A 23739-nucleotide genomic window follows, 5' to 3' on the forward strand; every position below is an offset into this window, starting at 1 on the left:
GAAGGCTTAATCTGTTTAGTCATACTTATATGAATATATTAATCATATGGTTATGATTTTCATCATTTCAGTCGATTGAGTTAATAATGAAAGCCAAAATTTTAGCCTTATTTTTAATCGGAGCGACTTTTCATTCTAATAGCGCAACGTGGAATGATGTGAGCCGCCTCAATGAAGAAAAGATTCGCACCGTGTATGTCCCGACGACACACAGCGACATTCAAGATGCGTTAAAAATGGGGGCTAAGCACAGTCTACCCATTGTTATATCAGGCACGAAACATAGCCAAGGTGGGCATATTACTCATGCTGGCGCATTGGTATTGGACATGAGTGGTTTCAACAAAGTACTTTCTGTTTCTTTGGAAAACAAGCAAGTAAAAGTCCAAAGTGGCGCCACTTGGGATCAGGTACAAAAGGCCGTGAACCCCTTTGGGCTTTCAGTAAAAGTAATGCAATCCTCCAATATTTTCTCAGTTGGAGGATCGATATCTGCCAATATTCATGGCAGAGACCCAAACTACAGTTCGCTTATTGAAACATTAGTAAGTATGAATGTTGCGTTGCCAAGTGGTGATATTGTTACGGCATCTCGCACGCAAAACCAAGATATCTTTTATTCCGTCGTAGGTGGATATGGAAACATCGGCGTGATAATCGATGCGACTTTTGAGTTAACTGATAATGTTCAACTAGAAAAGTCGGTAAAAGCCGTCGACTACACACATTATTGGGCTCAACTCGATGCCGAATTGAAGAGTCAAAAGATAGAGTTGCATTACGGTCGTTGCTCGATTGTTAGAGACGATACCTTCTTACGCGATTGCTACAGCATCAATTATACCCAAAAGAGTAACGAGAGAATCAGTACACAGCTGGTAGAAGAGTCGAATATCGCTAGGAATCGATTTATCTTTAATAGATCAAGGCATAGTGATTTCGGTAAGTCTGTTCGCTGGTATCTACAACATCAATTGGTTGATATCGAAGGTGAGACCGAATTGATTTCGCGCAACAATGCCATGCGACCCCCCATTCGTTTTCTCGATTATTATTCGGAAAAAGACACCGATATTTTGCAAGAGTACTTTGTACCCGTGGGTCGATTTCCTGTTTTTATGGATGAAATTCGGAGTGTGCTGGAAAGGCATAACGTCAATTTGCTGAGTATGACGTTACGTTACTTACCAGAAAATCAAGAAGCAACGTTAAGTTACGCGGCGGATGAGATGATAGCGGTGGTTCTATTTATTAATATGGAGATAAATTCATCATCGATTGAGCACGCTGGTATCTGGACAAGGGAGTTGGTGGATAAAGCGTTAGAACAAGGTGGAACCTATTACCTTACCTATCAACGCTTTCCAAGTCAGGAGCAATTTGAGTTAGCTTACCCAGCTTGGTGTGAATTCAGAGCATTGAAAAACCAATTCGATCCGAATCACAGACTGATGAACAATTTTTACAAGCAATATTTTCAGCCGTCAATTTTGCCGAATTAGGTTCTACTGATTCGTTTCGAGGGTACATTAACACGCAGACCAGTCCAGCCTGTTCTGCGTGTTATGACAACAAGCTTACCTTCTAGGATGTAATTCCGTTACCAACCAAATGCAGTCGGTGTCTGAATAGTATTGATGCCAAGGGTAGTCATACCTTTGCTCTACGGGGTCATTAACGACGCAGAACAATTCATGCGTATTTCCTTGCGCTAAAATGATGTCTTCATAAAGCGACTCTTTTCGTTCATCTTTGAACTTTTGCATCCTTCCTACACCTACGATTTGAGTGTGGTATTCAATAAAATCATCGGTTTCATGGTTGTGAATGGCGCAGTCGGTACGTGATGGCGCGTACCAAAGGTTGATCTTAATATCACAAACAGGAAGAGGGCTCTGATCGAACGTAGCAATGTCTGGTTGAATAACACTCCCAACGGTTGTGATGGGTGAGCGCCAAAGTGGCACACCATTTAAGCCCTCACCAAAAATGTCACTAGCAAGCTGCCAGCCATCTTGAAGGAGAACATTACCAAGGTTTTCTTGAGTCACGACGTTTACAAGCAATACCTGCTTAGCCGAAACAATGGTCGTGTCTTGTGAAACCAATGATTTACGAGGGGCTAATCGAGTCACTGGGTCGCCCGATATGACAATGTCTTCGTCACTTACGTTGATGACAATAGTGCGTTCGCCAATGGGGTAAAGTTCGGCAGCTTCGATATAGGCTCCAGTGATTTGTTTGCATCCAAAATCAACGTCTGTTTTGCGCGCGCATTGCTCATTATGATATTTCATAGGAATAATCTCTTTTACTTGTTGGAATCGATAATGTTTAAGTGGATGTAGAGCTGAGGTTCGTCTTCTTCATAGTAAAAGCGGACTTTGTATCCAATGGTGGCGATGTCTTTTTTTCCATCTTGGTTAAAATCAGCCAGCGTTGCGCGTGCAGTTGATTTCTCAAACACCCTGACGACATCGAATGAGTTGCTTTCAAGATCGCTGACCTTTCCGTAAATAAGCCCTGCGGGTGGACGTAAGAAAACACCAATAAATTCGTCGGTTCCATCTTGGTCGAAGTCATGAGTCAGCATGTAGTGTCCTGTACCAAAACCTTGTGAGTCCACTTCACCAAATTGCCCAATGACATTTCGCTGCCAAGCCCCGTCTTTGTTTACGTATGTGGCGAGTTTGGTGCCGTGGAAAGGCTCGATTGCCGCGATAAATTTGTGCGGTTGTCCATTTACTTTCCCTGGAGCTGGCGTATTGGTTCCGGTAAACCAGTTCACGGTTTTGGGTTCATTTGTTACGGGGTTAATGTACGGCGATAGATCCGTTTCCCCTTTACTCACTGGCTCGATGTGCCATTTCTCATCTCGACCAAAATAGAGCCAATTGATCCCTTCTTGGCTGCCCACTAGTAGAACATCAAAATCGCTTAGGGCGTCATTTTTCCCTACCCAAGCATCATGAATAACATGGAAATAACTATCCATTATGATGGTTTTATCCCAAGGCTCTACTTGTTTGGGGTTACTTGGAACCGTGTGAATGGCAAGGGGAATTGCGGCGTGAACATTGTGTTGTTTTCCGGTGACGGGCATGGCAATGATTTGGGGCTTGGCGTTTTGCGTAAACTTGCCAACCACAATACGGTGCATCGCCGTGTGATTACCAATAAGGTGTTTCACCCATGGCTTGTCTTGCTCTAGACCTTTCTTTCCTGGGTTTTCTAACCAAAAGTACGCTCCGCCACCGTTTAAAGGTTCATTAACGTCTTTGCCATATTCGTTGCTCATCAAAATATCAATGTCTCCATCACCATCGATATCGACTTTATTCAACGCAACAGGCGTATCGAGATCCGCGATAACTCTGTGCTTCCACGATTGGTCGCCTTGATCAATCTCGATTCCAGGGTTTTCAAATAAGTATATTTTTGACTTCAACGGGTACGAATAGACATTGTCATCAATCAATACCTTTGAATAAGCACCGAGTCCAAACGTCACGATGTCCGGATAGCCATCACCAGTAAAATCGGCGGATTCAATCATGTAGCCATCTTCAAACGTAAAGTCTTTGCTGACTAATACCGATTGAAAGTACTCGTCACTGACTGGCACTTCTGGCTCTGTTTCTGCTGCGGCATTGCTTACAATTGCTGACCCCGAGATTGCGAGCAATCCGACGGCAACAATACGGAAAGTTTTAATCATGGTTTTTCCTTGATTCATGTTGGGTATTAATCCCAACGCAAAATTTGTTGAATTTCTTTTTGAAATGAGCCACCCAAACAAAAGATTTTTGCTTGGGTGGCGATAGCATTGCTTTTTCTGTTATGGGAAACAGCGGTTATTTATACGTGACCTGCAATGTATAGTTAGGCGCATCTGCTAGGCGGTAAGCATCTTGGTGAACATCACCTGTCACAGGCGTAAGCGTTTGAAGTGATTGATCAAAGAACACTTTCACAAACGATGTACGAATGCTGTGGTTGTAGTACCAAGCGTTTGTTTGGCTGTTTGCAAGCGCTTCTGCGTTTGCTTCATCCGATCCAACGTTGATGAATTCAATTTGTTCATCCACGGAAGGTGATATGTTCGCAGACACCAATTTGATGGAAGATAGTGGCTCGACTGGGTAGTCCGGATCATCTTGTATAGCGACGTAGTAGTGATCTTCCAGTGGAGCATAGTTGTTGTGCAACCATGCTAGGCTGATGTCACGCTGCTTATCGTTCACAAAATGATGGTGGATACGTGTTTTCCTGAACTCACTGTTGGCCAGCGGATCCGCACCTTGCTCGACCAGACCTTTCGGAGCGGACGAACGGCTTTCCCCATCATCATTAAACATGATGTATTCCGTTTCTTTACCCGGATAGATGTTTAACGTAACTGGGTTCATCTGGTGGCTTTTGTTCAGTTCGCCAACATATTGTTCAAGCTCAATGGTTGGCAGAATAGCCCCTTCGCGAACGTAGATAGGCACAACGAAAGGTACTTTGTCTGGCGATGCACTGATTTGAGCGTTGTAACCGATGATCTCGGTTCCGCCTTCAACAGCTGCCGACAACGGCTGAGTATTGTTTTTGAATGAATACCAACGGCTGCCACTTGGTACATAGATATCACGATAGCCATTCGCACCTGTGTTTTCCTTTTTAAGGACCGGTGCAATTAACAAGCTGTCCCCAACCATGAATTCGTTGTTGAGGTATCCTGCTTTGTCGTTGTATAGCGCGTTGTCATGCCCATCGGACACGATAAGGGGCTTCACAATGGGTAAACCGTCCAATGTATTTTTGAACAAACCATCGTAGAACACCTGCATCAAGCGGTAACGCAATTGAACGTAGTACTGCGATATAGGCAGTACAGCCTCATAAAGGTATTTTTCGCTTGGGCTTACCTGATCGATAACGTCTTGGAATTTGTACGGTTCTTGGAATTTCTTGGTGCCTTTACGCGAGTAATGGTTTCTAAACCAAGGTAGGAATGCACCTGCGCCAATCCAGCGGCTGAACAGTTCTGGGTCCGCCCACTCTTGTGCGGTGCCATTTGCAGGCTCAAACCCACCAATGTCCTGACCAGACATACTTTGACCCGCCATGCCCAATGCAAGAACTTGAGAAATATTGATTTGCAGGAAGTCCCATTCGGACGCGTTATCTCCAGTCCAAAGCGCCGCAAAACGGTGCATGCCTGTAAACCCACCTCGACCAACGATGAAGTTACGCTTGTTGGCACGTCTGGCTTCGATGGTCAGAGATTGCTCGAGAATGGCTTGAACTTCAGCTTCGTACTGCTTGAGCGACTTAGGAAGTGCGAGCTTAGCTTTGGATGATGAAAGCACTTTATACAGCTGGTGGCTTGCATCAATAAGTTCTAGTTTCTTATCTTTCACAAGCGCGTTAATGATACTTTGCGATTCCTCTACAGTTATCCCGTTTTCACCAACCGTGGTAAAGCTATATGGGTTGATTAGCCATAGCGTATTCAAACCATGGTATGTCGCTTTGTGGAGGTTGTACGAGTACAAGTTTCTGATCGATGCAGCTGGGGCTCGGTCACCTTTCGCCAGTCTTTGCTTGGCTTTGCTGGATTCGCCTTCGTACTTTTTCAATGAGTTATCAGATACAAGTTGCTCGAAAGGCAACGAACGGCTGTCGCCCGTAATTTTGTCTGGAATACGCCAGTAATCATCAGCGCATGGTGCGTAGATGTATGTGTTTTCTTGTTCACTTGGATCGGGGATTGCTGGCGTGGTCATGTCTTGCCAAACCATCTCTAATCCGCGGGAGTAGAGTAGGCGGTACTGTTGTCCCCACCACTGGCGTACTTCTTTACGTGCAAAATCTGGGTAGTGACCAAATGTTCCTCGCTCACCACCGTAGTAAACACCACCTTGATAGAAAATTTCGCTTGCTTCAGAGTTTGAGCTTCCGCCGTTGATTTGGTCGGCAGAGATAAACAGCCCGTTTTTGGCGCCACTTTCAAAGGTTTTGTAGTCGAAGTTGACGTAACTAACGACTGGAGTAATGTTTGTGCTGCATTTGATGCCGCGACCAGCAAGGGTATCAAATGTATCAGCAGGGAAGGAATCTTCGTTCATGGTAAACGTACAATGGTTAAATTGAACATCGACGTCGACGTGTAACCCATCAAGTGGAATGCTGTTCCCACGGTAGCCATTGGTCACATCTTCAAGGTCGTATTTATTCATGTAACCGTAACACCCTTGCTGGTTACCCAAGCTGTGGCGAGGTTTTAAGCGCGTTTTACCTACAAAATTATAATACTGTTTCAGTACATCTTGCGTATCTTCACCAAGGTAGAAGTAGTAGTCGAGGTCGCCGTAAATACTACCAAACAGGTATTCTCTGTTGTAGTTGTAGCTACCCAAATCAAAGAACGTTTCTGATAAATTATCGACAAATATTCCATAAACGACTTTTTTGTCATCATAGCGATTTGTTTCAAGGAAAAACGGATTGGAATCGTATAATGGTTCTCGTATATCTTTTGGTCCATTATTATATATTTGTCTATAACGCATATTATCAAAGTTAAAATACGTTAGCCTACTTCCGTTTCTAATGAAGTTTTCGCCTCCCTTTTCACCGAACCCAATATATTTCGCCTTTTCTGGCATTTCTTTCGCTTGAATAATTGAGTATTCTAATTTCTCGCCAAGATCATCTGAGTATTTTACTCTCTTGCGGTAGTAAATAGAGTTGAATGCATCTTAGTGTGCCAGAATATAATCGCTTCCATCAAACTTATAGACCGAAAGCTGATATGGATTTTTCTTGATAACCAGTTTCATGGTTGCGATGTTTGTTGCAGAATCCTTAACGAACACCGTGAAATCTATGCCTGTCTCTTCAATCTCTAAAGTAGGTGAAGAAAAACTGCTGCACAGTTGTTGCTCACTATCCATAACGATGGATCTGGAGTTTGCTTTAGGGTAAAACTCGGCGTTCTCTGCGAGTGGGTGGAACCTTAACCTGAATACCGTTGGGGTCGGGAAGCTAATCAGAATGGCACAAGGAGTGCTTTCATCGGTTTCAAACTTAAGTTCGATGCTGTTGTCCGTTGGCTGGCTACAGCCTAAAACGAAGCCGAGTGTAGACCAATCTCGATAGGTTTGAATCTGCCCATCATCTTCAAAGAACTCTTCAACGGTTTTAAATTCAAACTTATCGGAAGGATCATACTTCCCTTCAATTTTTGACAGATTATCCGTGTTAACCGATAACGATTTATTATCTTCTTTATTTTTTATAAATAGATTGTTTTCATCTACTTTTTTATTCATGTTTAATTCCAACTTAACGAGTTTATAGTTTGTATCGCAAATATTATCTTTGACTATAATTGGATTTGTATACAGGTGAAGATATTTGCTGGAATAAGAGTAGTAGACATTTTTAGAGTGGGGATATTATTTTTATAAAAGTTTTTGCTATTTCATATTAGTATTTCTTTTCTATTTTTTATTTGAAATTAATATTCGATTATGTTTTGGGATTAACACATACTCAAGCTACCTCAATATGCAGGGTTCAGAGCTCTATCTTCTGTGTCAGTTCAAGCCTCTCTATTTCAAANNGAATGACGAGTCCTTTCCAAGCTCTTTGACGATGAAATGGGACAGAAGATAAGCTCCCAAGGGCGAGTTTGCTTGGATTTCATGCTGCGTTACCAATTCTTGATTTAGAACCACTAGATCTTCAAATCGGTGCCTTGCCTGAAAACCAAATGGCTTTCATTCCGGCATTTATTGAACCTTGTACATCGTTTACCGGATGATCACCAACGTAAATGCACTCGCTCGTAGAGTAGCCAGCAATTCTTGCTGACTCTATAAAAATTCGGCTATCCGGCTTCTTATAGCCGGCCTTTTCAGAGCTTATTATTTGGGAAAAATGGTGTGAAAATGACGTAGCGTGTGCTGTGCGTTGACGGCTCCATTCCTCTCCATTTGAAATTATACCTAAGTGGAGTCCCTTTTCCTTAAGAGTGGTAATCAGTACATGTGCATGGTTCATTTCAACGGCACATTCAGGAATGTTGTCTTTCCAAAACTGCTCGATTTCAATGGGAAGAGGAGGGGAGTGCCAGTTCAGTTGCTTGGGGAGTTCATAGGCAATGGCGGTGTAGATTCGTTTGTATGGAGAGTCCGGTTTCAGGTAGCCGCCATTATCCAGTGTTTTAATCAATGAAGATATTTCATCTTTATCACTCTCAGCTAATTGCTTGGAAAAGTGATGAAAGAACTTCTGGGCAAAGCGATCGATACTCGCATTTCGATCAACGAGGGTGTTGTCTAAATCAAAGTAAACCGCTTTAATCATTTTTTATCTACGCCTCTCTGAGCCTTCGCTTTTTCAGCAAAAGCGACGCTATCTAACCATTTGATATCAAGAATGTAAATATGATTGTTTGGTATAGGCTGAGAATACATTCCAGAATGGCTAAAAAACACCACAAAGTCAGTGCCTAATTAGCGCTGAAGACGATATCCCCGTAATAGGTTTCCGCTTTTGATTGGCTGTTGTCGGTGTCGGTCATAATGGCGACAACATCAATGTATTGATAGGCTTTTTGATTCGCTTTGTCGCTGCCTTTGTCGCCAACGTAAGTAATGAGATCTTGGTATACGTTGCGTTTCTCACTATACCAGTGATGAGTCTGTGATTTGACTCCCTGTACGGAGAGCATTTTTACTTTTGAACCGACGTACGCATTGTCCCAAACCTCTCCCTTATCTTGCGAACTGGACCATACGTAATTAAGGGATTGGGTCCGCCAAGCCATTAACCCCCCATCAATTACTACATAGAGCCGAGCAGCGTAGTCATCGCCGTTTTTTGAACGTTCGTCCAATTGAGGAAGCTTCTCTTCTACTCGCCAACCCCAATTTAGGTAAGGGGTTTCAAGGAGGTTAATTTGCTTCGCTAGAATTAATCCAGATGCAGCACCCTGACTAACCGCTCTTAACACTTTTTGATCGTCCAGCTTAACAGTTTCGTAACGCGTTTGACCTGAAAAGGACTCCTGTTCCCACTCTTGCGTATTTCCGTTTGTGAGCAATATTTGGCTCGTTTGAGCACATAGCGATGACGCCCCGAACCCCATAAACAAGACAAATACGACAGTACCGACCGGATATACATTGGATATATTCATCAACACCGTTCCCTTACTTTAACGTTCACTCATTGATACGGCGTACTGAATATCCATCACCTTTCGATGCGGTGAGATCGACTATGATTGGCTTTCCGCCATAACCATGTACGTTGCATTTTGCTCTTACGGCCACCTTGGTAATAGATTGAGGTATTTGAATGCCACACTTACTGCGTGTAAAGGGCTGCTCATTGTCATGAGGGTGGGCGAGGGGGCGAACACCCAGAACATTGCCTTTCAAATCGATGACTTGCCATTCGTCGGCATAATGCTCCCAACTTTGGTCGTTGTGTCTTACGGTTGTGTGAAAACACCAACTCTTGTTTGCACTTTGTACCGCCTTTACCTGCTTAACTTGCGCATAATCTAATGAGGTTGAGTAATTGTTTAAATCGAACCCCAGTGAAAAAGGCGAGAACAGCGTACTTAAAGAAAGGAGGAGTGAAGTTCGCCCTAAGTCCAATAAATGCTTCATTTTGAGTCCTATGTTTTTGAGTCGAAAATGGTATCCATCCATAAAGACCGCCAACGAGCGACTTTTGCTTCAGCCGGTAAAAGGTGAGGTGACACAGGTGTGATCTTGATGCGTGATTTGTCTTTAGCGGGCAATAACAATGTGTTCAATGCACCTTTGGTTTTGGTATCTGTTTCATACGTTACAGCAAGTAATGCGTCACAGTGTTTACATACCCAAAATCGAGCTACACCAGAACCTTGGGTTATTACCATTAAGCTAGATGTCGGGCTAAGAGTAAGGTTACCCAGCGGATCGGATAAATACGCTGCATTACGGGGCAAGCAGAATTCACATTGGCACGCTCTGGCTTCATAATTTTCTAGTGACTGGCTCAAAACAATCTTTGCAGAGCAACGTCCACATTCACATTTACTGATGTATTCCATTGTGGACTCCGGGTTCATTAGGAAAGTATCGTTCCGCTTAGCCAAACAACGTCGACCAAATGCTGGGTTTCTTTTTGTCGTGATATTCTTTTCTCAGGTCGTCTATTTCTCTCAGTACTGTTTTCGCACCATTAAGATCATCGTTATCTAATTTTGATTCGAGCCTATCAACGGCATCTGTGAGCTTGCTAAAGCCGCTTTGAAAAAGTTCTTCACGCTCTGGTGGGAAGCTCGCATTTGCAGATTGTAAAACGAGTTTTTCAAATTCTTCGATAGGTGCTCTCATCTCTTCTATTGAGCTTGCTTCGGCTGCCTGGTTAAAAGCCAGCTTCATTTGCTTCATGTTGGCTGAAAGGTCAGATTTGGCGACGGCGCTAAATGCGACGAGAGAAGTGAGTAATATGATTGCTGATTTCATTGCTTATCCTTTATTTTTAAAAGGGATTGTAGCCTATGTATCATTCTCTGGATATGAAAAAGCCGGCGGATACCGGCTTTGAATTTTAACTTGAGTTAGCTTAATAATTTCATGCGGTTAGGCATGAGAACAACGTTACACTCTAAATCATGGTGCGAACTATTTATGGTTTAAGAACAATTTATGGTTTGAGAACTATTTATGACTTGAATAGTATAAACGCTCTAAGAATGCATCTATGTGCTCTCGCTGCGTGGCAGGGTTCATAAAGACGGCTTTTTCACCTGGGATGTAAGAGTAAATCCCTCGTCCTACATAATTAGAGCGTGAAATAAATTCTACCCAGTTGGTGTACAAGCCTGTTTTGCCACGGTTGTTAAAGATATGGCGATGGAATTCACTATTGTGTTCCATACGTGCCTTTATCGCTTCATTGTTGGTGCTGTGTCGTTCTAACTCAAACTCTTCATTAGCGTCTTTAACAACATTGCGGTCATACAAGCGGAAAGTCACACTAGGGCCTTGGTTTTCTGGCACCACGACCTTACATGCTGAGTCTTTCATTAACTGATGGCGCATGTAGTTCGCATTTTGTAGGCTGTGAGCAATAAGCGTCTGATACCCTTCTAAGCCCATGTATTTGAGCGCAGAATAAGCGCCAAACAAGCCCGTCGCACCACGAGAACACTCTATAGTGGACTGAAGGTGAGTGTCTTCTTGAAGATCGTTTTCAAAATAAGAGAAGTTTTTAGGATCGTTTTTAAGGGCGTCCATGTCTTTCTTGTTCTTAATCATCACAAGGCTAGACGTGTAAGGAACATAACCCCATTTCTGGAAATCAACGGTAAATGAATCTGCGTATTTTAGTTCACGCATACGAGCAGCCACACTTTCAATACCGCTCAATGTTGCTTCGTTAATACCGATTGGGTTACCAGCAAAGTCATAGTCAATGAAGAACATCATCGACCAGCCTACAGCGGCGTCCACATGAATATGCGGTTTTACTGCGATGTCGTATTCCTTGCACAGGCGTTCACGAAGGTCATACACCGGTTTAACCTGATCGATAGCAAAGGTATCGGTTGTGCCCATCGTTAGCATGATGGTTGGAACCACGGTGTTCACATCGAAACATGCACGCATGCTGCGTTCTAGATCGACCAAATCAATTTCGTGGCTTTCTGTTACCTTAATTCGAATAGTCTTATTGGTGATGTCGATACCAAGCAGCGAAAGGTTAGTCATATTGGAGTAGTGACCACCTTGTGAGTTCAAAATGCGGTAATCGCGAGTGGAATCTAGCCCTTTATAAATAGCCTTAGGTAATGATTTTCGAAGTCCAAGCAAATAGCCGTATAGGTTGCAGAATGTGCCGCCTTGGGTGAACAGCCCTGTTGACTCGTTTTGATCGTAACCGACTACGTTGGCAATCTGGCGAACCACATTTTTTTCTAGCTGTTCTGCCATTCCAGCGTATTCACTGTAAACCAAATTAGGGTTTGCGAGCGTTCCCATCATTGCGCCATAAATCGCGGGATCGGATGGCATGGTAATAACATTTTCAACGGAAGAGGGGTTTTCCCAGTCTTTTGATAACGCTGCAGCAAATGCCAGTACGTCGTCTGGCTTTCCTGTTGGCTTCATGCGGTTTGCGGGCACATGGTTTTGATTCAGCAACGCCTCATGAAGTTCAGAGCTGTTGGAAAATGCACCCAAACGTTCGCTTGGTTGAAGGTGTTTCGAACGAAATTGATTAAGAGCGGCAAAACCAGGATCTTTGTAGACCGGCCACAAGTTTTCGTCGCGAGAGAAGAAATCACGAAATACTTCGTTATATAGCTTCGTAAACTCTTGAGTGGTGTGGTTTGCTTGTGCGTCATTCAACAAAGAAATGTCCATAGTATCTATATCCTTATGGAAATATTTTGTTACAAGAAGAAAGGGCATCATTTCTGATGCCCTTTTGTTTATTGAACTTTAAATTGACCGACTAGATGTTCTAGGTGGGCATTGGATTTTGAGAGTGACTGTGTCACGGATACCGTGTCTTGACCGCTCGAAACAAGCGACTCGACGATATCTCTAATGGCGAGCATGTTGCGTGAAATTTCATCTGAAACGGCGCTTTGTTCTTCAGTCGCCGTCGCAATCTGGCTGCTGATGTCGTCAATCTGATTTACTGAGTTAGAGACAATATCCAAGCTGCCAGAAACCTCTGACGTTTTTTCTGCTGTGATCTTACAGCGTTCTTTTGTCGTCTCCATCGCGTTCACGACTTTGTCGGTGCCATCCAGAAGGCGAGTTAGCATGTCTGAAATTTCAGTGGTGCTGTTTTGTGTTCGAGCAGCGAGGGCACGAACTTCGTCCGCTACTACAGCAAAGCCTCTACCTTGTTCGCCTGCACGCGCGGCTTCAATCGCAGCATTAAGCGCAAGAAGGTTTGTTTGTTCAGAAATGTCACCAATGACGGAAAGTACCGCACTGATTTGGTTGGCATCGGCATTCATTACTTGAATGCGCTCCGCCATTTCTTCTACTTCGTCCACTAAAGAGCGAACCGTTTGAACAGCATTGTTAACCACGGCCTTTGAATTGTGTGCTTCAGAGGCGGTGGATACGGTAACTTGAGAAGACTGCTGCACACTTTCAGCTACGGAACGCGCACTCTCACTCATCTCAGTAATAGAGGTAACCACTTGTTCGGTTTCTGCCGAATGCGAAAGCAGCATTTGCTCGTTCTGATTAGCCGATGTGGTGAGTGTTCGGATTCCTTCAGAAATTTGAGCGCTAGATTGAGTGATCTCGCCAATCATATTTTGAAGGTTAGACACAAACTTGTTGAAGCCTTCAGAAATCTGACCTAAGTCGTCATTTTGCTCGACCTTAAGGCGTGCTGTTAAGTCACCATTTCCATTTGAAAGATCCAACACCGCGGCTTTCAAGTGATCTAATGGTCGGAACAATTGATTGATTACAAAGAAGATAATGATGGTTGAGATGGCTAGAAGCAGCAGCCCAACAAAGATCGATGCTTTCACCGCGTCGTTGACATCAGATAGTGCGGTACTTTGATCAACAAAGACCATAAGGGTCCAGAAGTTCTCGTTATCCACTTTAATACGTTGGAAGTAACCATCAAAGTCGATGCCTAAGTAAGGGAATTGAACCAAACCATTTTGACCAGAGCGGAAGCCATTTTCGATCACTTGGAAAGTAGGGCTAACTTGAGAAGGTGTTCTGCCAATATCGCTAGGGTCATCACTCGCAAAAAACTTGTGGTTACGATCAGATAAAGTTGCAGCACCACCAGCAAATCGCATAGAACCCACTTGGTTAACAATGCCATCCAGATTTACGTCACCGATCAGCACAGCAATTAATTCACCGTTTTGATAGACCGGTGCTGAAATGCTCATGACTTGTTTTTTGGTGATGATGTCTTGATAAATATCACTGGTGATGGTTTTTCTGCTCTGCACTGTGTCGGTAAACCAAGGGCGGGTTAGATAGCGATCGGTGACCTCTTTGGTACCACCGTCATCAGACATGTAGTTACGACCGTCGGTGTAGGCAATCATTATCGCCGAGATCAAAGAGGTTTCAGAGAGAAGAAGAACTCGGTCTATGTTTTCTTGATCGCTCAAATCCTTACTGAAATGCAAAGCCCCCTGATGGATGGTTCGAATTTTCGATTCCATCTCGTTTTCAATTTCTTTGACGTGACTGTTCAGTTTTTGCTGAGTGGCATTTTGAAGCCCAGCAATCATTTCGTCTTTAAGGTTGATGATACTAATCGATGCCAAAATTGACAGAGATACCGCTACCAGCAAGACAACACTCAAGTTTATTCGTGCTTTAAAACCTAATCGCATAGCTACCCTCACACGTTGGTAAGTAAATTTATTGTTAGTCGAAAATAGAGCTATTCACGGAAATAAATTCCGACAAACGTTAGTTCACTCAGTGTTATGTATTATCAGTTTTATGAATACCGAGCTAATATTCGGCGGATTATGACATACTAATAAAACTATCTATGAGCTTTTTCTAGGTTGTATAATACATAAGTGTGATGATGATCACGTCAAAAATGAGCTTATTTCACAAGCATCAAAAGTGAGAAAAAATATGGGTGGATTATGTGAATTTAAAGGAATGGTTGAAACAATTTTTTACACTGATTTGGAGGGGAGTTGGGAGGAAAACCCTCCCGGATCGGTTATTTTGCTGTTACATTTTGACCGTTTTGATAAAACAGATGAATATCTTGAGCTTGGCATCCCAGCGTTAACGACTGATACTTACTAACGTCTTGATCACCCGGTGAATACACTGTAAAACCATCGATCCCCAATGATTGCCCAAACATATAAGTACTGTTCCCGAGTCTTTCCACTACTTCGCTATTGAATTGGAATTGAATATCACTTTCTTCTCCAATGATTAGATGTTCGGGTCTTATTCCGAGAGTAAGCGAATCTCCAGGCTTTGCAGACAATTCGTTTTTATACGGGATGGTTATTATTGAATCGTCGGGGGACTTTAATGTGAGTGTTTGAGCTGAATATGAAATTAATTGTGTGGGGATGAAATTCATTTTGGGCGAACCGATAAAGCCGGCGACAAATTCGTTTATGGGGTGATGATACAGATCGAGTGGCGTTCCGACTTGCTCTACATTGCCCGCCCGTAATACGACTATCTTATCGGCTAGCGTCATAGCTTCAACTTGGTCGTGCGTTACGTATACCATGGTGTTTTGCAATTCTTGGTGTAACTTCGCTATTTGAAGACGCATTTCCACGCGCAATTCAGCATCCAAATTGGAAAGCGGCTCGTCAAACAAGAACACTTTTGGGTTACGCACAATGGCTCGACCAATCGCTACCCTTTGCCTTTGACCACCCGACAGCTCTTTTGGTTTGCGTTTAAGCAGTGGATCCAGTTGTAACGTTTTTGCAGCAACAGCAACTTGTTTTTCCACTTTTTCTTTAGAGTGACCCGTCATCTTCAAGCCAAAACCCATATTTTCCTCTACGGTCATATGGGGGTAGAGCGCGTATGATTGGAAAACCATGGCGACTCCTCGCTCAGCAGGATCGACGTCGTTAACAATTTCGTTTTCTATTTCAATCGTGCCATCGGTAATTTCCTCAAGCCCTGCGATTAACCTGAGTAGAGTCGACTTCCCGCAACCGGAAGGACCAACAAAAACGACAAACTCACCATTATTGATCTCTAAGTCTACGCCGTGAATCGTTCTTATATCGCCATATTCTTTTATGACGTTTTGTAGAGTGATGTCTGCCATTTTGGACTCCCAAGTACAAGCAAATAGAAATAATTAAAATTTAAAATACGTGAACGAGCGTTTTTTGTTAGCGACTTGTTAATAATAGTTGATCGTGATCAACTAAAAAGGCCCCGTTTTGATGAATTTTGTGGAAACGTTTACATTTTGAGTTTTATACTGTGCAAAATTACGTCGATGATCCTATATTGATAATACACACAGGTAAGAGGCAGCATTTTTTCGCAAATCGCTTCTACTTAGATTCAAAGCGATTTGGGCGAAAATTGAAAAGGAATGCATGAAAATGGAACAATCTGTGAAAACGATATACCCCCGAAACGGGATGCCTTCAGCAAAGAGGAAAAGAAGTACACTTCGGCGATATACACCGTGGTTATTTTTGTTGCCTGCAATGGCGATTTTTCTGGTTTACGTGATTTACCCAATCATAGACAGCATTTGGTTGAGTTTTTTTGAATGGGATGGATTAGGCGAAAAAACATGGGTTGGATTGGGTAACTATGTCGAGCTATTTGAATCCGAAGCTTTCTATACCTCTTTGAAAAATAACTTTCTATGGCTGATCTTTTTCATGATAGCGCCCCCCGCAGGGCTAGCGATTGCGCTTTTCCTTAATCAGCAAGTTAAAGGCATTCGGGTTGTAAAATCTTTATTCTTTTTCCCATTTGTTATTTCGCAAGTTGTTGTTGGGCTGGTATTTGCGTGGTTTTACGATCCGACATTCGGCTTATTTAACATCACTTTATCAAGCATGGGTTTCGAACCTATCGCAATTTTATCGGACGAAGATTATGTCACCTACGGCATTATTGCCGCTGGTTTGTGGCCTCAGGTGTCGTATTGCATGATTTTGTATCTCACTGGGCTGAACAACCTCGATCCTGAACAAATTGAAGCGGCGCGTTTGGATGGTGCAAAAAAATGGCGAATGCTTTGGTATGTCGTCCTCCCTCAGCTCAGACCCGCCACTTTTATTGCCATTGTCGTTACCGTTATTGGCGCTCTTCGATCTTTCGATTTAGTGGCAACCATGACCGCAGGTGGTCCTTGGGGTAGCTCTTCTGTTCTGGCGTATCAAATGTATGAAGAGTCGATTTTCAATTATCGAATGGGGTATGGAGCTTCTGTTTCCGTTGTTCTGTTCTTAATCATGGACGTTTATATCGCTTACTTCTTGTGGCGTATGTTGAGGAGTGAAAAATAATGTACCCACAACCCATTCAAAAAGCTGGGCGCTTTACCAATATTAGCTACCGTGTTGCTTTGCCTATTTCGATTCTGATGTGGCTGCTTCCTCTTATGGCTGTAATGATGACGTCTATTCGATCCATCGAAGATATCAACAAAGGTAACTACTGGGGTATTCCAAGCGAGATACAATTTTTCGAAAATTATTCGCAAGTGTTCACTTCAACCCCAATGGGGCAGTACCTGCTTAACAGCCTTATGATTACTTTACCCGCGGTTGCTGGTGCTGTTGCGTTGTCTACTCTTGGTGGCTATGCCCTCGCAAAATTTAACTTCAAAGCCAATATCTGGATATTCGCCACCTTCATTGCCGGGAATTTTGTTCCATTTCAAATCCTAATGATTCCTGTGCGCGATCTAACGATAACCTTCGGCTTGTACGACACACGTTCGGCATTGATCTTATTCCATATCGCTTTTCAGGCAGGGTTTTGCACCTTGTTTATGCGTAACTTTATTGTCGGAATCCCTGATGCGTTGATCGAAGCGGCTCGTGTTGAAGGTGTAAGCGAGTGGCGAATTTTCTGGCATGTCGTGTTACCACTCGTGAGGCCGGCACTGGCTGCACTCTCGGTATTGGTGTTCACCTTTATTTGGAATGATTTTTTCTGGGCTCTGGTGTTAGTGCAAAGTGACGAAGTAAGACCGGTGACGGCAGGGCTGAGTGCGCTGCGTGGCCAGTGGTTGGCTTCTTGGCAGTTTATTTCTGCTGGCGCCGTTGTCGCGGCAATACCGCCAGTTGTTCTATTTTTTACGATGCAACGCCACTTTATTGCCGGGCTTACACTCGGGGCGACAAAAGGATAATCGCATCGAAACTAAGGCATAAGATTTTCAACGGGTTTGGCAAAAGTAAAACAATAATAATCCTATTTTGGACCACAAAGAGCACCGCTCAACAACAAGGACCTTATTATGAACTACGTGAAACACATTGCGACTTCGGTGATGCTCGCAGCCTCAATAGCCAGTACCGCTGTTGCTGGTACGCTGGTGATTAACTCAAATGCATCGGACGCTGCGCCAAAGAAAGCATGGGATGAAGTCGTCGCGCGCTTTCAAAAGGTAAATCCGGATGTCGAGGTGAAATACAACCTCTATGACCACGAGTCGTACAAAACGACGATTCGCAATTGGTTGGTCACGTCGCCACCAGATGTTGTGTTCTGGTTTGCAGGTAACCGTATGAAAACATTTGTGGATCGTGGGTTGCTAGAAGACGTCAGTGATCTGTGGGCACAAAATGGTATGAACGAAGATTTCTCTTCCGCTGCGCCTGCTATGTCGGTCAATGGGAAAAAATACGGTGTGCCTTATACCTATTACCAATGGGGCGTTTATTACCGTAAAGATCTGTTTGAAAAATTTGGTATTTCAGAGCCGAAAACGTGGGACGACCTAAAATCCGCTGCTGCTAAATTGAAAGCGAATGATGTGGCTCCGTTTGCCATTGGAACCAAGTATTTGTGGACAGCTGCGGGTTGGTTTGATTACTTGAACCTTCGTACCAATGGTTTGGATTTCCACATTCAGCTAATGGATGGAAAAGTACCTTATACCGATGAACGCGTGAAGAAAACCTTTGCGAAATGGGCTGAATTGGTTGAGCCTGGTTACTTTTTGGAAAATCACGCGTCCTACTCTTGGCAAGAAGCACAGCCTTTCCTTTACAACGGAAAAGCCGCGATGTACCTAATTGGTAACTTCATCACGCCGAACTTCCCACCAGAAATGGATGGCAAAATGGGCTTCTTCCAGTTCCCTGTGATTGATTCATCTGTGGGCTTAGCCGAAGACGCGCCAATGGATACCATTCATATTCCTAGCAAAGCGAAGAACAAAGAAGAAGCGCGCAAATTCCTAGCGTTTGTCGCGACTCCTGAAATTCAATCATTGATTAACGACAGCATTCTTCAGATTCCAACCAACAAAAAGGCCTCAGTTAAGGACGATCCGTTCTTGAACAAAGGTGTTGCAATGTTAAGCAGTGCAGCAGGCACAGCACAGTTTTACGACCGAGATACCGATCCTGCGATGGCGAAAGAAGGGATGAAAGGGTTCCAAGAATTTATGGTTCACCCTGAGCGCCTAGACAAGATTTTGAAGCGCCTTGAAAAAGCGCGTCAAAGAACCTTTAAGTAAATCGGTTTGATTTGCCGCAGTGTAGGGCTGCGGCATTCTTTTCTCTTTTTTAATTGGGCATCAAAGAGCCTTGAAACGTTATGTTTCTCAGGACTATATGTTTCTTAGGGCTCAATGTTTCAAAAGACTTTATGTCCCACAAGACTTTACGTTCCACAAGATTCTATTTTGAAGGCGATACCATGAGACAGTTTGCGGATATTTTAACGGCCCGAGAATGGGAAAATCAGAACATCACACATCACAATGTTCTTAAAGCCCATGCCCCGTTACACGCTTATTCTGAACACAAAGAAGCGGTGTTAGGCGGCGATGGTGCACGTAAGTATCTGAATGGCTCGTGGTCCTTCAAGTTATTCCCTCAGCCCGAATTAGTTGAAGAGCAATGCGTTGGTCAACATTTCAATGATTCGAGTTGGGACACGATTGCCGTTCCTAGCAATTGGCAGTTACAAGGGTATGATTTTCCTATTTACACAAACGTAAAATACCCATTCGAGGACAACCCACCTTACGTTCCGAGTGAAAACCCAACAGGCGTGTATCGCCACACTTTTATGCTCGATGAGCAAGATTTAGAGCAGCAAGTTCGTTTGGTGTTTGATGGTGTCAATTCTGCTTTTCATCTCTGGTGCAATGGCAAGTGGGTAGGGTATTCGCAAGACAGCCGATTACCCGCAGAGTTCGACTTGAGCGAATATCTTGCATCAGGTTCGAATCAAATCACCGTTATGGTTATGCGGTGGTCGGATGGGAGCTATCTCGAAGATCAAGACATGTGGTGGTTGAGCGGCATCTTCCGCGATGTTTATTTGCTCAAAAAACCGAAACAACGAATCGACGATGTTGCCATTCAAACTGAACTGGATGCGTCTTATTGTCATGCATTGTTAAAGGTAAGAACGCACGTTCATGGCGATGTATCCACGCTAAAAACACGTATCGCGCTTTATGATTCTGAAGGTAAAAGCGTGATGGAATCCGACTTTGCCAGTACAGGAGAAGTGTTGGTCGATGAAAAAGGTGGATGGAGCGACAGAACGCATCACAGTATTCAAGTGAGTCATCCAAATAAATGGAGTTCAGAATCGCCATACCTTTACCGGTGTGTGGTTTCATTGTTCGATGACGCGGAAAATTTACTCGATTGTGAAGCGTATACCGTCGGCTTTCGCCAAGTCGATATTATTGACGGACTGCTTCGGTTGAATGGTCAGCCCTTATTGATTCGCGGTGTAAACAGGCACGAGCATCACCCTGAGTTTGGGCATGCAGTCTCGAAAGAAAGCATGTTGGAAGATGTGCTTTTACTGAAACAAAACAACTTCAACGCAGTTAGAACCGCTCACTATCCGAATCATCCCTATTGGTATGAATTATGTGACCAATATGGGCTCTATGTGGTCGACGAAGCCAATATCGAATCTCACGGTCAGTTTCCAATGTGCCGCCTTTCAGACGATGTGTCATGGCTTCCAGCCTACATGAGGCGCGCTTCGCAAATGGTGGAGCGAGACAAAAATCACCCGAGTGTGATCATATGGTCTTTGGGTAATGAATCAGGGGTAGGTGGCAATCACTACGCCATGTATCAATGGATCAAAAACGCGGATACGACTCGCCCTGTTCAATATGAAGGTGGCGGCGCTGATACGTCGGCTACCGACATCATTGTGCCTATGTATTCTCGTGTTGAAAACGATGTGGTATTTAACCAAGACCCTGAGCAAATTAACAAATACGGCATCAAAAAATGGATTGCTCTACCGAATGAATCGCGCCCGCTCATTTTGTGCGAATACGCACACGCCATGGGAAATAGCTTAGGCAGCTTTGATAAATATTGGGAAGCGTTTCGAGATTACCCAAGATTACAGGGCGGCTTTATATGGGATTGGGTCGATCAAGGGCTAACAAAAACAGACGATAACGGAACCGCCTATTGGGCATATGGTGGCGATTTTGGCGACCGCATTAACGACAGGCAATTCTGCATCAATGGGTTGGTTTTTCCTGATAGAACCCCTCATCCAACATTGATAGAGGTGAAAAAGGCGCAGCAGTTTTTCCAGTTCTCACTAGTAAGTGCACAGAATTTGCAGATTCGTGTTTCCAATGAACATTTATTTCCATTGGATGCGACATTCACACTGCATTGGCAACTCCTTGAAGGAGATAACCTTGTTGAGCTTGGGCAGTTGCCGTTAACCACCGCCCCTAATCAAAAAGAATCTATTGTGTTGTCTGAACATAATTTACCAACTCAAGCGAATGCGCAGCGTTACCTTAACTTGCACGTGGTGCTAAGTAACGATCAGCCATGGGCGGATGCTGGTTTTGAAGTAGCCAGTGAGCAACTGAATGTACCGACAATAACGTCGCTAGAAAGTAGCAAAACTCTTATTGATAGTGAAACCCTTATTGATAGGGAAACCCTAGCTAATAGCGAAGCGCTTGAAAATAGTGAAACCCCTGAGAAAAGTGGCGACGTCCAACTCAATGTGATGGCTAACCAAGTAGAGATAGTTGGGCGGGAATTCAGCGTTCGATTCGACAAGAAAACCGGGCTTATCGCACAGTGGTTAGTGAACAGTCAGGACGTAATGGCAGAGCCACCTAAAGACTGTTTTTATCGCGCGCCTTTGGACAACGATATAGGAACTAGCGAAGCAAATCATGTTGATCCCAACTCTTGGGTTTCTCGTTGGAAAAGTGCAGGTTTATGGGACATAACGCAAAACTGCACCCGCTTCAACGCCACACACATGGGTGGATACGTGCAAATTGAAGCGGATTTTTCTCACCGCCATAAAACATCTTGCTTGATCAAAACGCGCTGGGTTTATCACGTAAGGTTCTCCGGCGAACTGGAAATAAGTGTAAAAGTCGAAGTGGCTTCTGGGCTGCCTTCTCTGCCTAGAGTCGGTTTGGCTTTCGCGCTTTCAGACAGCAATCAGTCTGTCGATTGGTTTGGTCGAGGTCCGCATGAAAATTACCCCGACCGACAACTTTCGGCACACATAGGGCATTATCAATTAGCCGCCAGAGATTGGTTCACCCCTTATATATTCCCGACTGAAGCAGGGCTGAGGTGTGATGTGACCAGAGCGACCATTGGTGATTTCACGCTTAGTGCACCGATTTCACAACCGATTCATTTGAATATGTCCCAATACAACGCCAAACACGTTGGGCAAGTAAAACACACCAATGAATTAATCGAATCAGGGTTGATGTATGTGAACGTAGACGGAGCCCACATGGGTGTTGGCGGTGATGATTCATGGACGCCAAGTGTCCATTCCGAATTTCTACTTACGGATCACTCATACCACTACCAAATCATGTTGAAGCCAAATATGAACGGCTGAATCAGGGCTCAATTTTGATTTTAACCTCTGGATGAAAAGAATTTTAAAATAAATTGTAAACGTATACACAAGGAATTTAGCAATGAATTTAGGTCAATTTGACCCCAAGGAGCACCCTCATAGACGATACAACCCATTAACAGGGCAATGGATATTGGTTTCTCCACACCGAGCAAAACGCCCATGGAGTGGGCAAAGTGATGAAATTGAACTGGGTAGCGAGGAAAGCTATCAAGTTGACTGTTTTCTATGTCCAACGAATACACGCGTGTCAGGAGAAGTGAACCCTGATTACAAAGGGTGTTTTGTGTTCCAAAACGATTTCGCAGCACTCATGCCTGATTCTCCTTCACCAGAAAAATCGGACGACCCACTTTTTCAAAGTGGTGCGGCTAATGGACTTAGTCGAGTGATTTGTTTTTCTCCCGACCATAGCAAAACACTGCCTGAATTGAGTGTGAGTCAAATTACGGAAGTGGTAAACACTTGGGACGCTCAAGTGACAGAACTCGGTAAAGAATACCTTTGGGTACAAGCTTTCGAAAATAAAGGTGAAATGATGGGGTGTTCACAGCCTCACCCACATGGTCAGATTTGGGCGAACAGCTTTCTACCGAATGAAATCGCACGTAAAGATGGGTTGTTATGGGAATACCTAGACTCTCATGGCAGTAATTTACTGTTGGATTACGCGCTGAGGGAACAAGCGTTGCAAGAGCGGGTTGTTGTCGAAACGGAAAGCTGGATTGCTGTTGTTCCTTACTGGGCATCTTGGCCATTCGAAACATTACTGCTCCCGAAGTTTAAAGCGCAGCGTTTTGCTGAGCTGAATGGGGCACAGAGGGAAGATCTTGCCAAAGCACTTAAATCCTTAACAACTCGATACGATAATCTATTTCAATGCTCGTTCCCCTATTCGATGGGGTGGCACTTTGCTCCGTACTTTAAAGACGAGCGCGACATTGATCATTGGCAACTACACGCACATTTTTACCCACCGCTATTACGCAATGCCAGCGTACGAAAATTTATGGTGGGCTACGAAATGCTTGCGGAATATCAGCGAGACCTAACGCCAGAACAAGCGGCAGAAAAGTTATCTGCACTGAGTGATGTGCATTACAAGCAAGCTTGATATCAC

At 43.8% G+C, this 23739-nt stretch carries 18 protein-coding genes; 6 read left to right on the forward strand and 12 right to left on the reverse strand.

Annotation, left to right across the window (positions count from 1 at the left end):
* Positions 1 to 86: 86 nt before the first annotated feature.
* Complete coding sequence (locus tag CW749_RS04955; protein WP_101110939.1) at positions 87 to 1502, forward strand: FAD-binding oxidoreductase; 1416 nt, start codon at positions 87 to 89, stop codon at positions 1500 to 1502.
* A 75-nt stretch (positions 1503 to 1577) separates the two neighbouring features.
* On the opposite strand, the gene CW749_RS04960 is transcribed toward CW749_RS04955, so the two are convergent.
* From CW749_RS04960 to ugpC, 12 genes are all read right to left on the reverse strand, one after another.
* The gene (locus tag CW749_RS04960; RefSeq protein WP_101110940.1) at positions 1578 to 2297 is read right to left on the reverse strand and encodes a hypothetical protein; all 720 of its coding nucleotides are present in this window, start codon (positions 2295 to 2297) and stop codon (positions 1578 to 1580) included.
* Between the two features lie 14 nt (positions 2298 to 2311).
* Entirely contained in the window at positions 2312 to 3718 is a 1407-nt protein-coding gene (locus tag CW749_RS04965) for a hypothetical protein (protein ID WP_101110941.1), read from the reverse strand.
* 136 nt (positions 3719 to 3854) lie between these two features.
* A complete protein-coding gene (locus CW749_RS04970) occupies positions 3855 to 6734 on the reverse strand; it encodes a TIM-barrel domain-containing protein (protein WP_343232538.1) in 2880 nt (959 codons plus the stop codon).
* Between the two features lie 15 nt (positions 6735 to 6749).
* On the reverse strand, positions 6750 to 7322 hold the full coding sequence (locus CW749_RS04975) for a hypothetical protein (RefSeq protein WP_101110943.1): 573 nt from the start codon (positions 7320 to 7322) through the stop codon (positions 6750 to 6752).
* 415 nt (positions 7323 to 7737) lie between these two features.
* Positions 7738 to 8361: an HAD family hydrolase gene (locus CW749_RS04980; protein WP_101110944.1), complete on the reverse strand. Its 624-nt coding sequence runs from the start codon at positions 8359 to 8361 to the stop codon at positions 7738 to 7740.
* 145 nt (positions 8362 to 8506) lie between these two features.
* Positions 8507 to 9196, reverse strand: coding sequence for a DUF3047 domain-containing protein (locus tag CW749_RS04985; protein WP_101110945.1), 690 nt, complete (start codon positions 9194 to 9196; stop codon positions 8507 to 8509).
* Between the two features lie 25 nt (positions 9197 to 9221).
* A complete protein-coding gene (locus CW749_RS04990; RefSeq protein WP_101110946.1) occupies positions 9222 to 9674 on the reverse strand; it encodes a hypothetical protein in 453 nt (150 codons plus the stop codon).
* Between the two features lie 8 nt (positions 9675 to 9682).
* Positions 9683 to 10102, reverse strand: a complete 420-nt coding sequence (locus CW749_RS04995) for an aldehyde-activating protein (RefSeq protein ID WP_101110947.1) — start codon at positions 10100 to 10102, stop codon at positions 9683 to 9685.
* A gap of 37 nt (positions 10103 to 10139) precedes the next feature.
* A complete protein-coding gene (locus CW749_RS05000) occupies positions 10140 to 10520 on the reverse strand; it encodes a cytochrome b562 (protein ID WP_101110948.1) in 381 nt (126 codons plus the stop codon).
* 195 nt (positions 10521 to 10715) lie between these two features.
* Complete coding sequence (locus CW749_RS05005) at positions 10716 to 12422, reverse strand: pyridoxal-dependent decarboxylase (RefSeq protein ID WP_101110949.1); 1707 nt, start codon at positions 12420 to 12422, stop codon at positions 10716 to 10718.
* Between the two features lie 68 nt (positions 12423 to 12490).
* On the reverse strand, positions 12491 to 14395 hold the full coding sequence (locus CW749_RS05010) for a methyl-accepting chemotaxis protein (RefSeq protein WP_101110950.1): 1905 nt from the start codon (positions 14393 to 14395) through the stop codon (positions 12491 to 12493).
* Positions 14396 to 14742: 347 nt separating this feature from the next.
* Positions 14743 to 15834 (reverse strand): sn-glycerol-3-phosphate ABC transporter ATP-binding protein UgpC, encoded by a 1092-nt coding sequence (gene ugpC, locus CW749_RS05015; RefSeq protein WP_101110951.1) that lies wholly within the window; start codon positions 15832 to 15834, stop codon positions 14743 to 14745.
* Positions 15835 to 16120: 286 nt separating this feature from the next.
* Here ugpC and CW749_RS05020 point away from each other — a divergent pair, with 286 nt between their 5' ends.
* From CW749_RS05020 to CW749_RS05040, 5 genes are all read left to right on the forward strand, one after another.
* Entirely contained in the window at positions 16121 to 17041 is a 921-nt protein-coding gene (locus CW749_RS05020; RefSeq protein WP_101110952.1) for a sugar ABC transporter permease, read from the forward strand.
* Entirely contained in the window at positions 17041 to 17892 is an 852-nt protein-coding gene (locus CW749_RS05025; RefSeq protein ID WP_101110953.1) for a carbohydrate ABC transporter permease, read from the forward strand. Before CW749_RS05020 ends, CW749_RS05025 begins: the two co-directional genes overlap by 1 nt.
* 108 nt (positions 17893 to 18000) lie before the next feature.
* Positions 18001 to 19227, forward strand: coding sequence for an extracellular solute-binding protein (locus CW749_RS05030; protein ID WP_101110954.1), 1227 nt, complete (start codon positions 18001 to 18003; stop codon positions 19225 to 19227).
* Positions 19228 to 19409: 182 nt separating this feature from the next.
* The gene (locus CW749_RS05035; RefSeq protein WP_101110955.1) at positions 19410 to 22598 is read left to right on the forward strand and encodes a beta-galactosidase; all 3189 of its coding nucleotides are present in this window, start codon (positions 19410 to 19412) and stop codon (positions 22596 to 22598) included.
* 82 nt (positions 22599 to 22680) lie between these two features.
* Positions 22681 to 23733, forward strand: a complete 1053-nt coding sequence (locus CW749_RS05040; protein ID WP_101110956.1) for a UDP-glucose--hexose-1-phosphate uridylyltransferase — start codon at positions 22681 to 22683, stop codon at positions 23731 to 23733.
* Positions 23734 to 23739 lie beyond the last annotated feature (6 nt).

Source organism: Vibrio sp. vnigr-6D03 (genome assembly GCF_002835515.1).
GTDB classification, from domain to species: Bacteria; Pseudomonadota; Gammaproteobacteria; order Enterobacterales; family Vibrionaceae; genus Vibrio; species Vibrio penaeicida.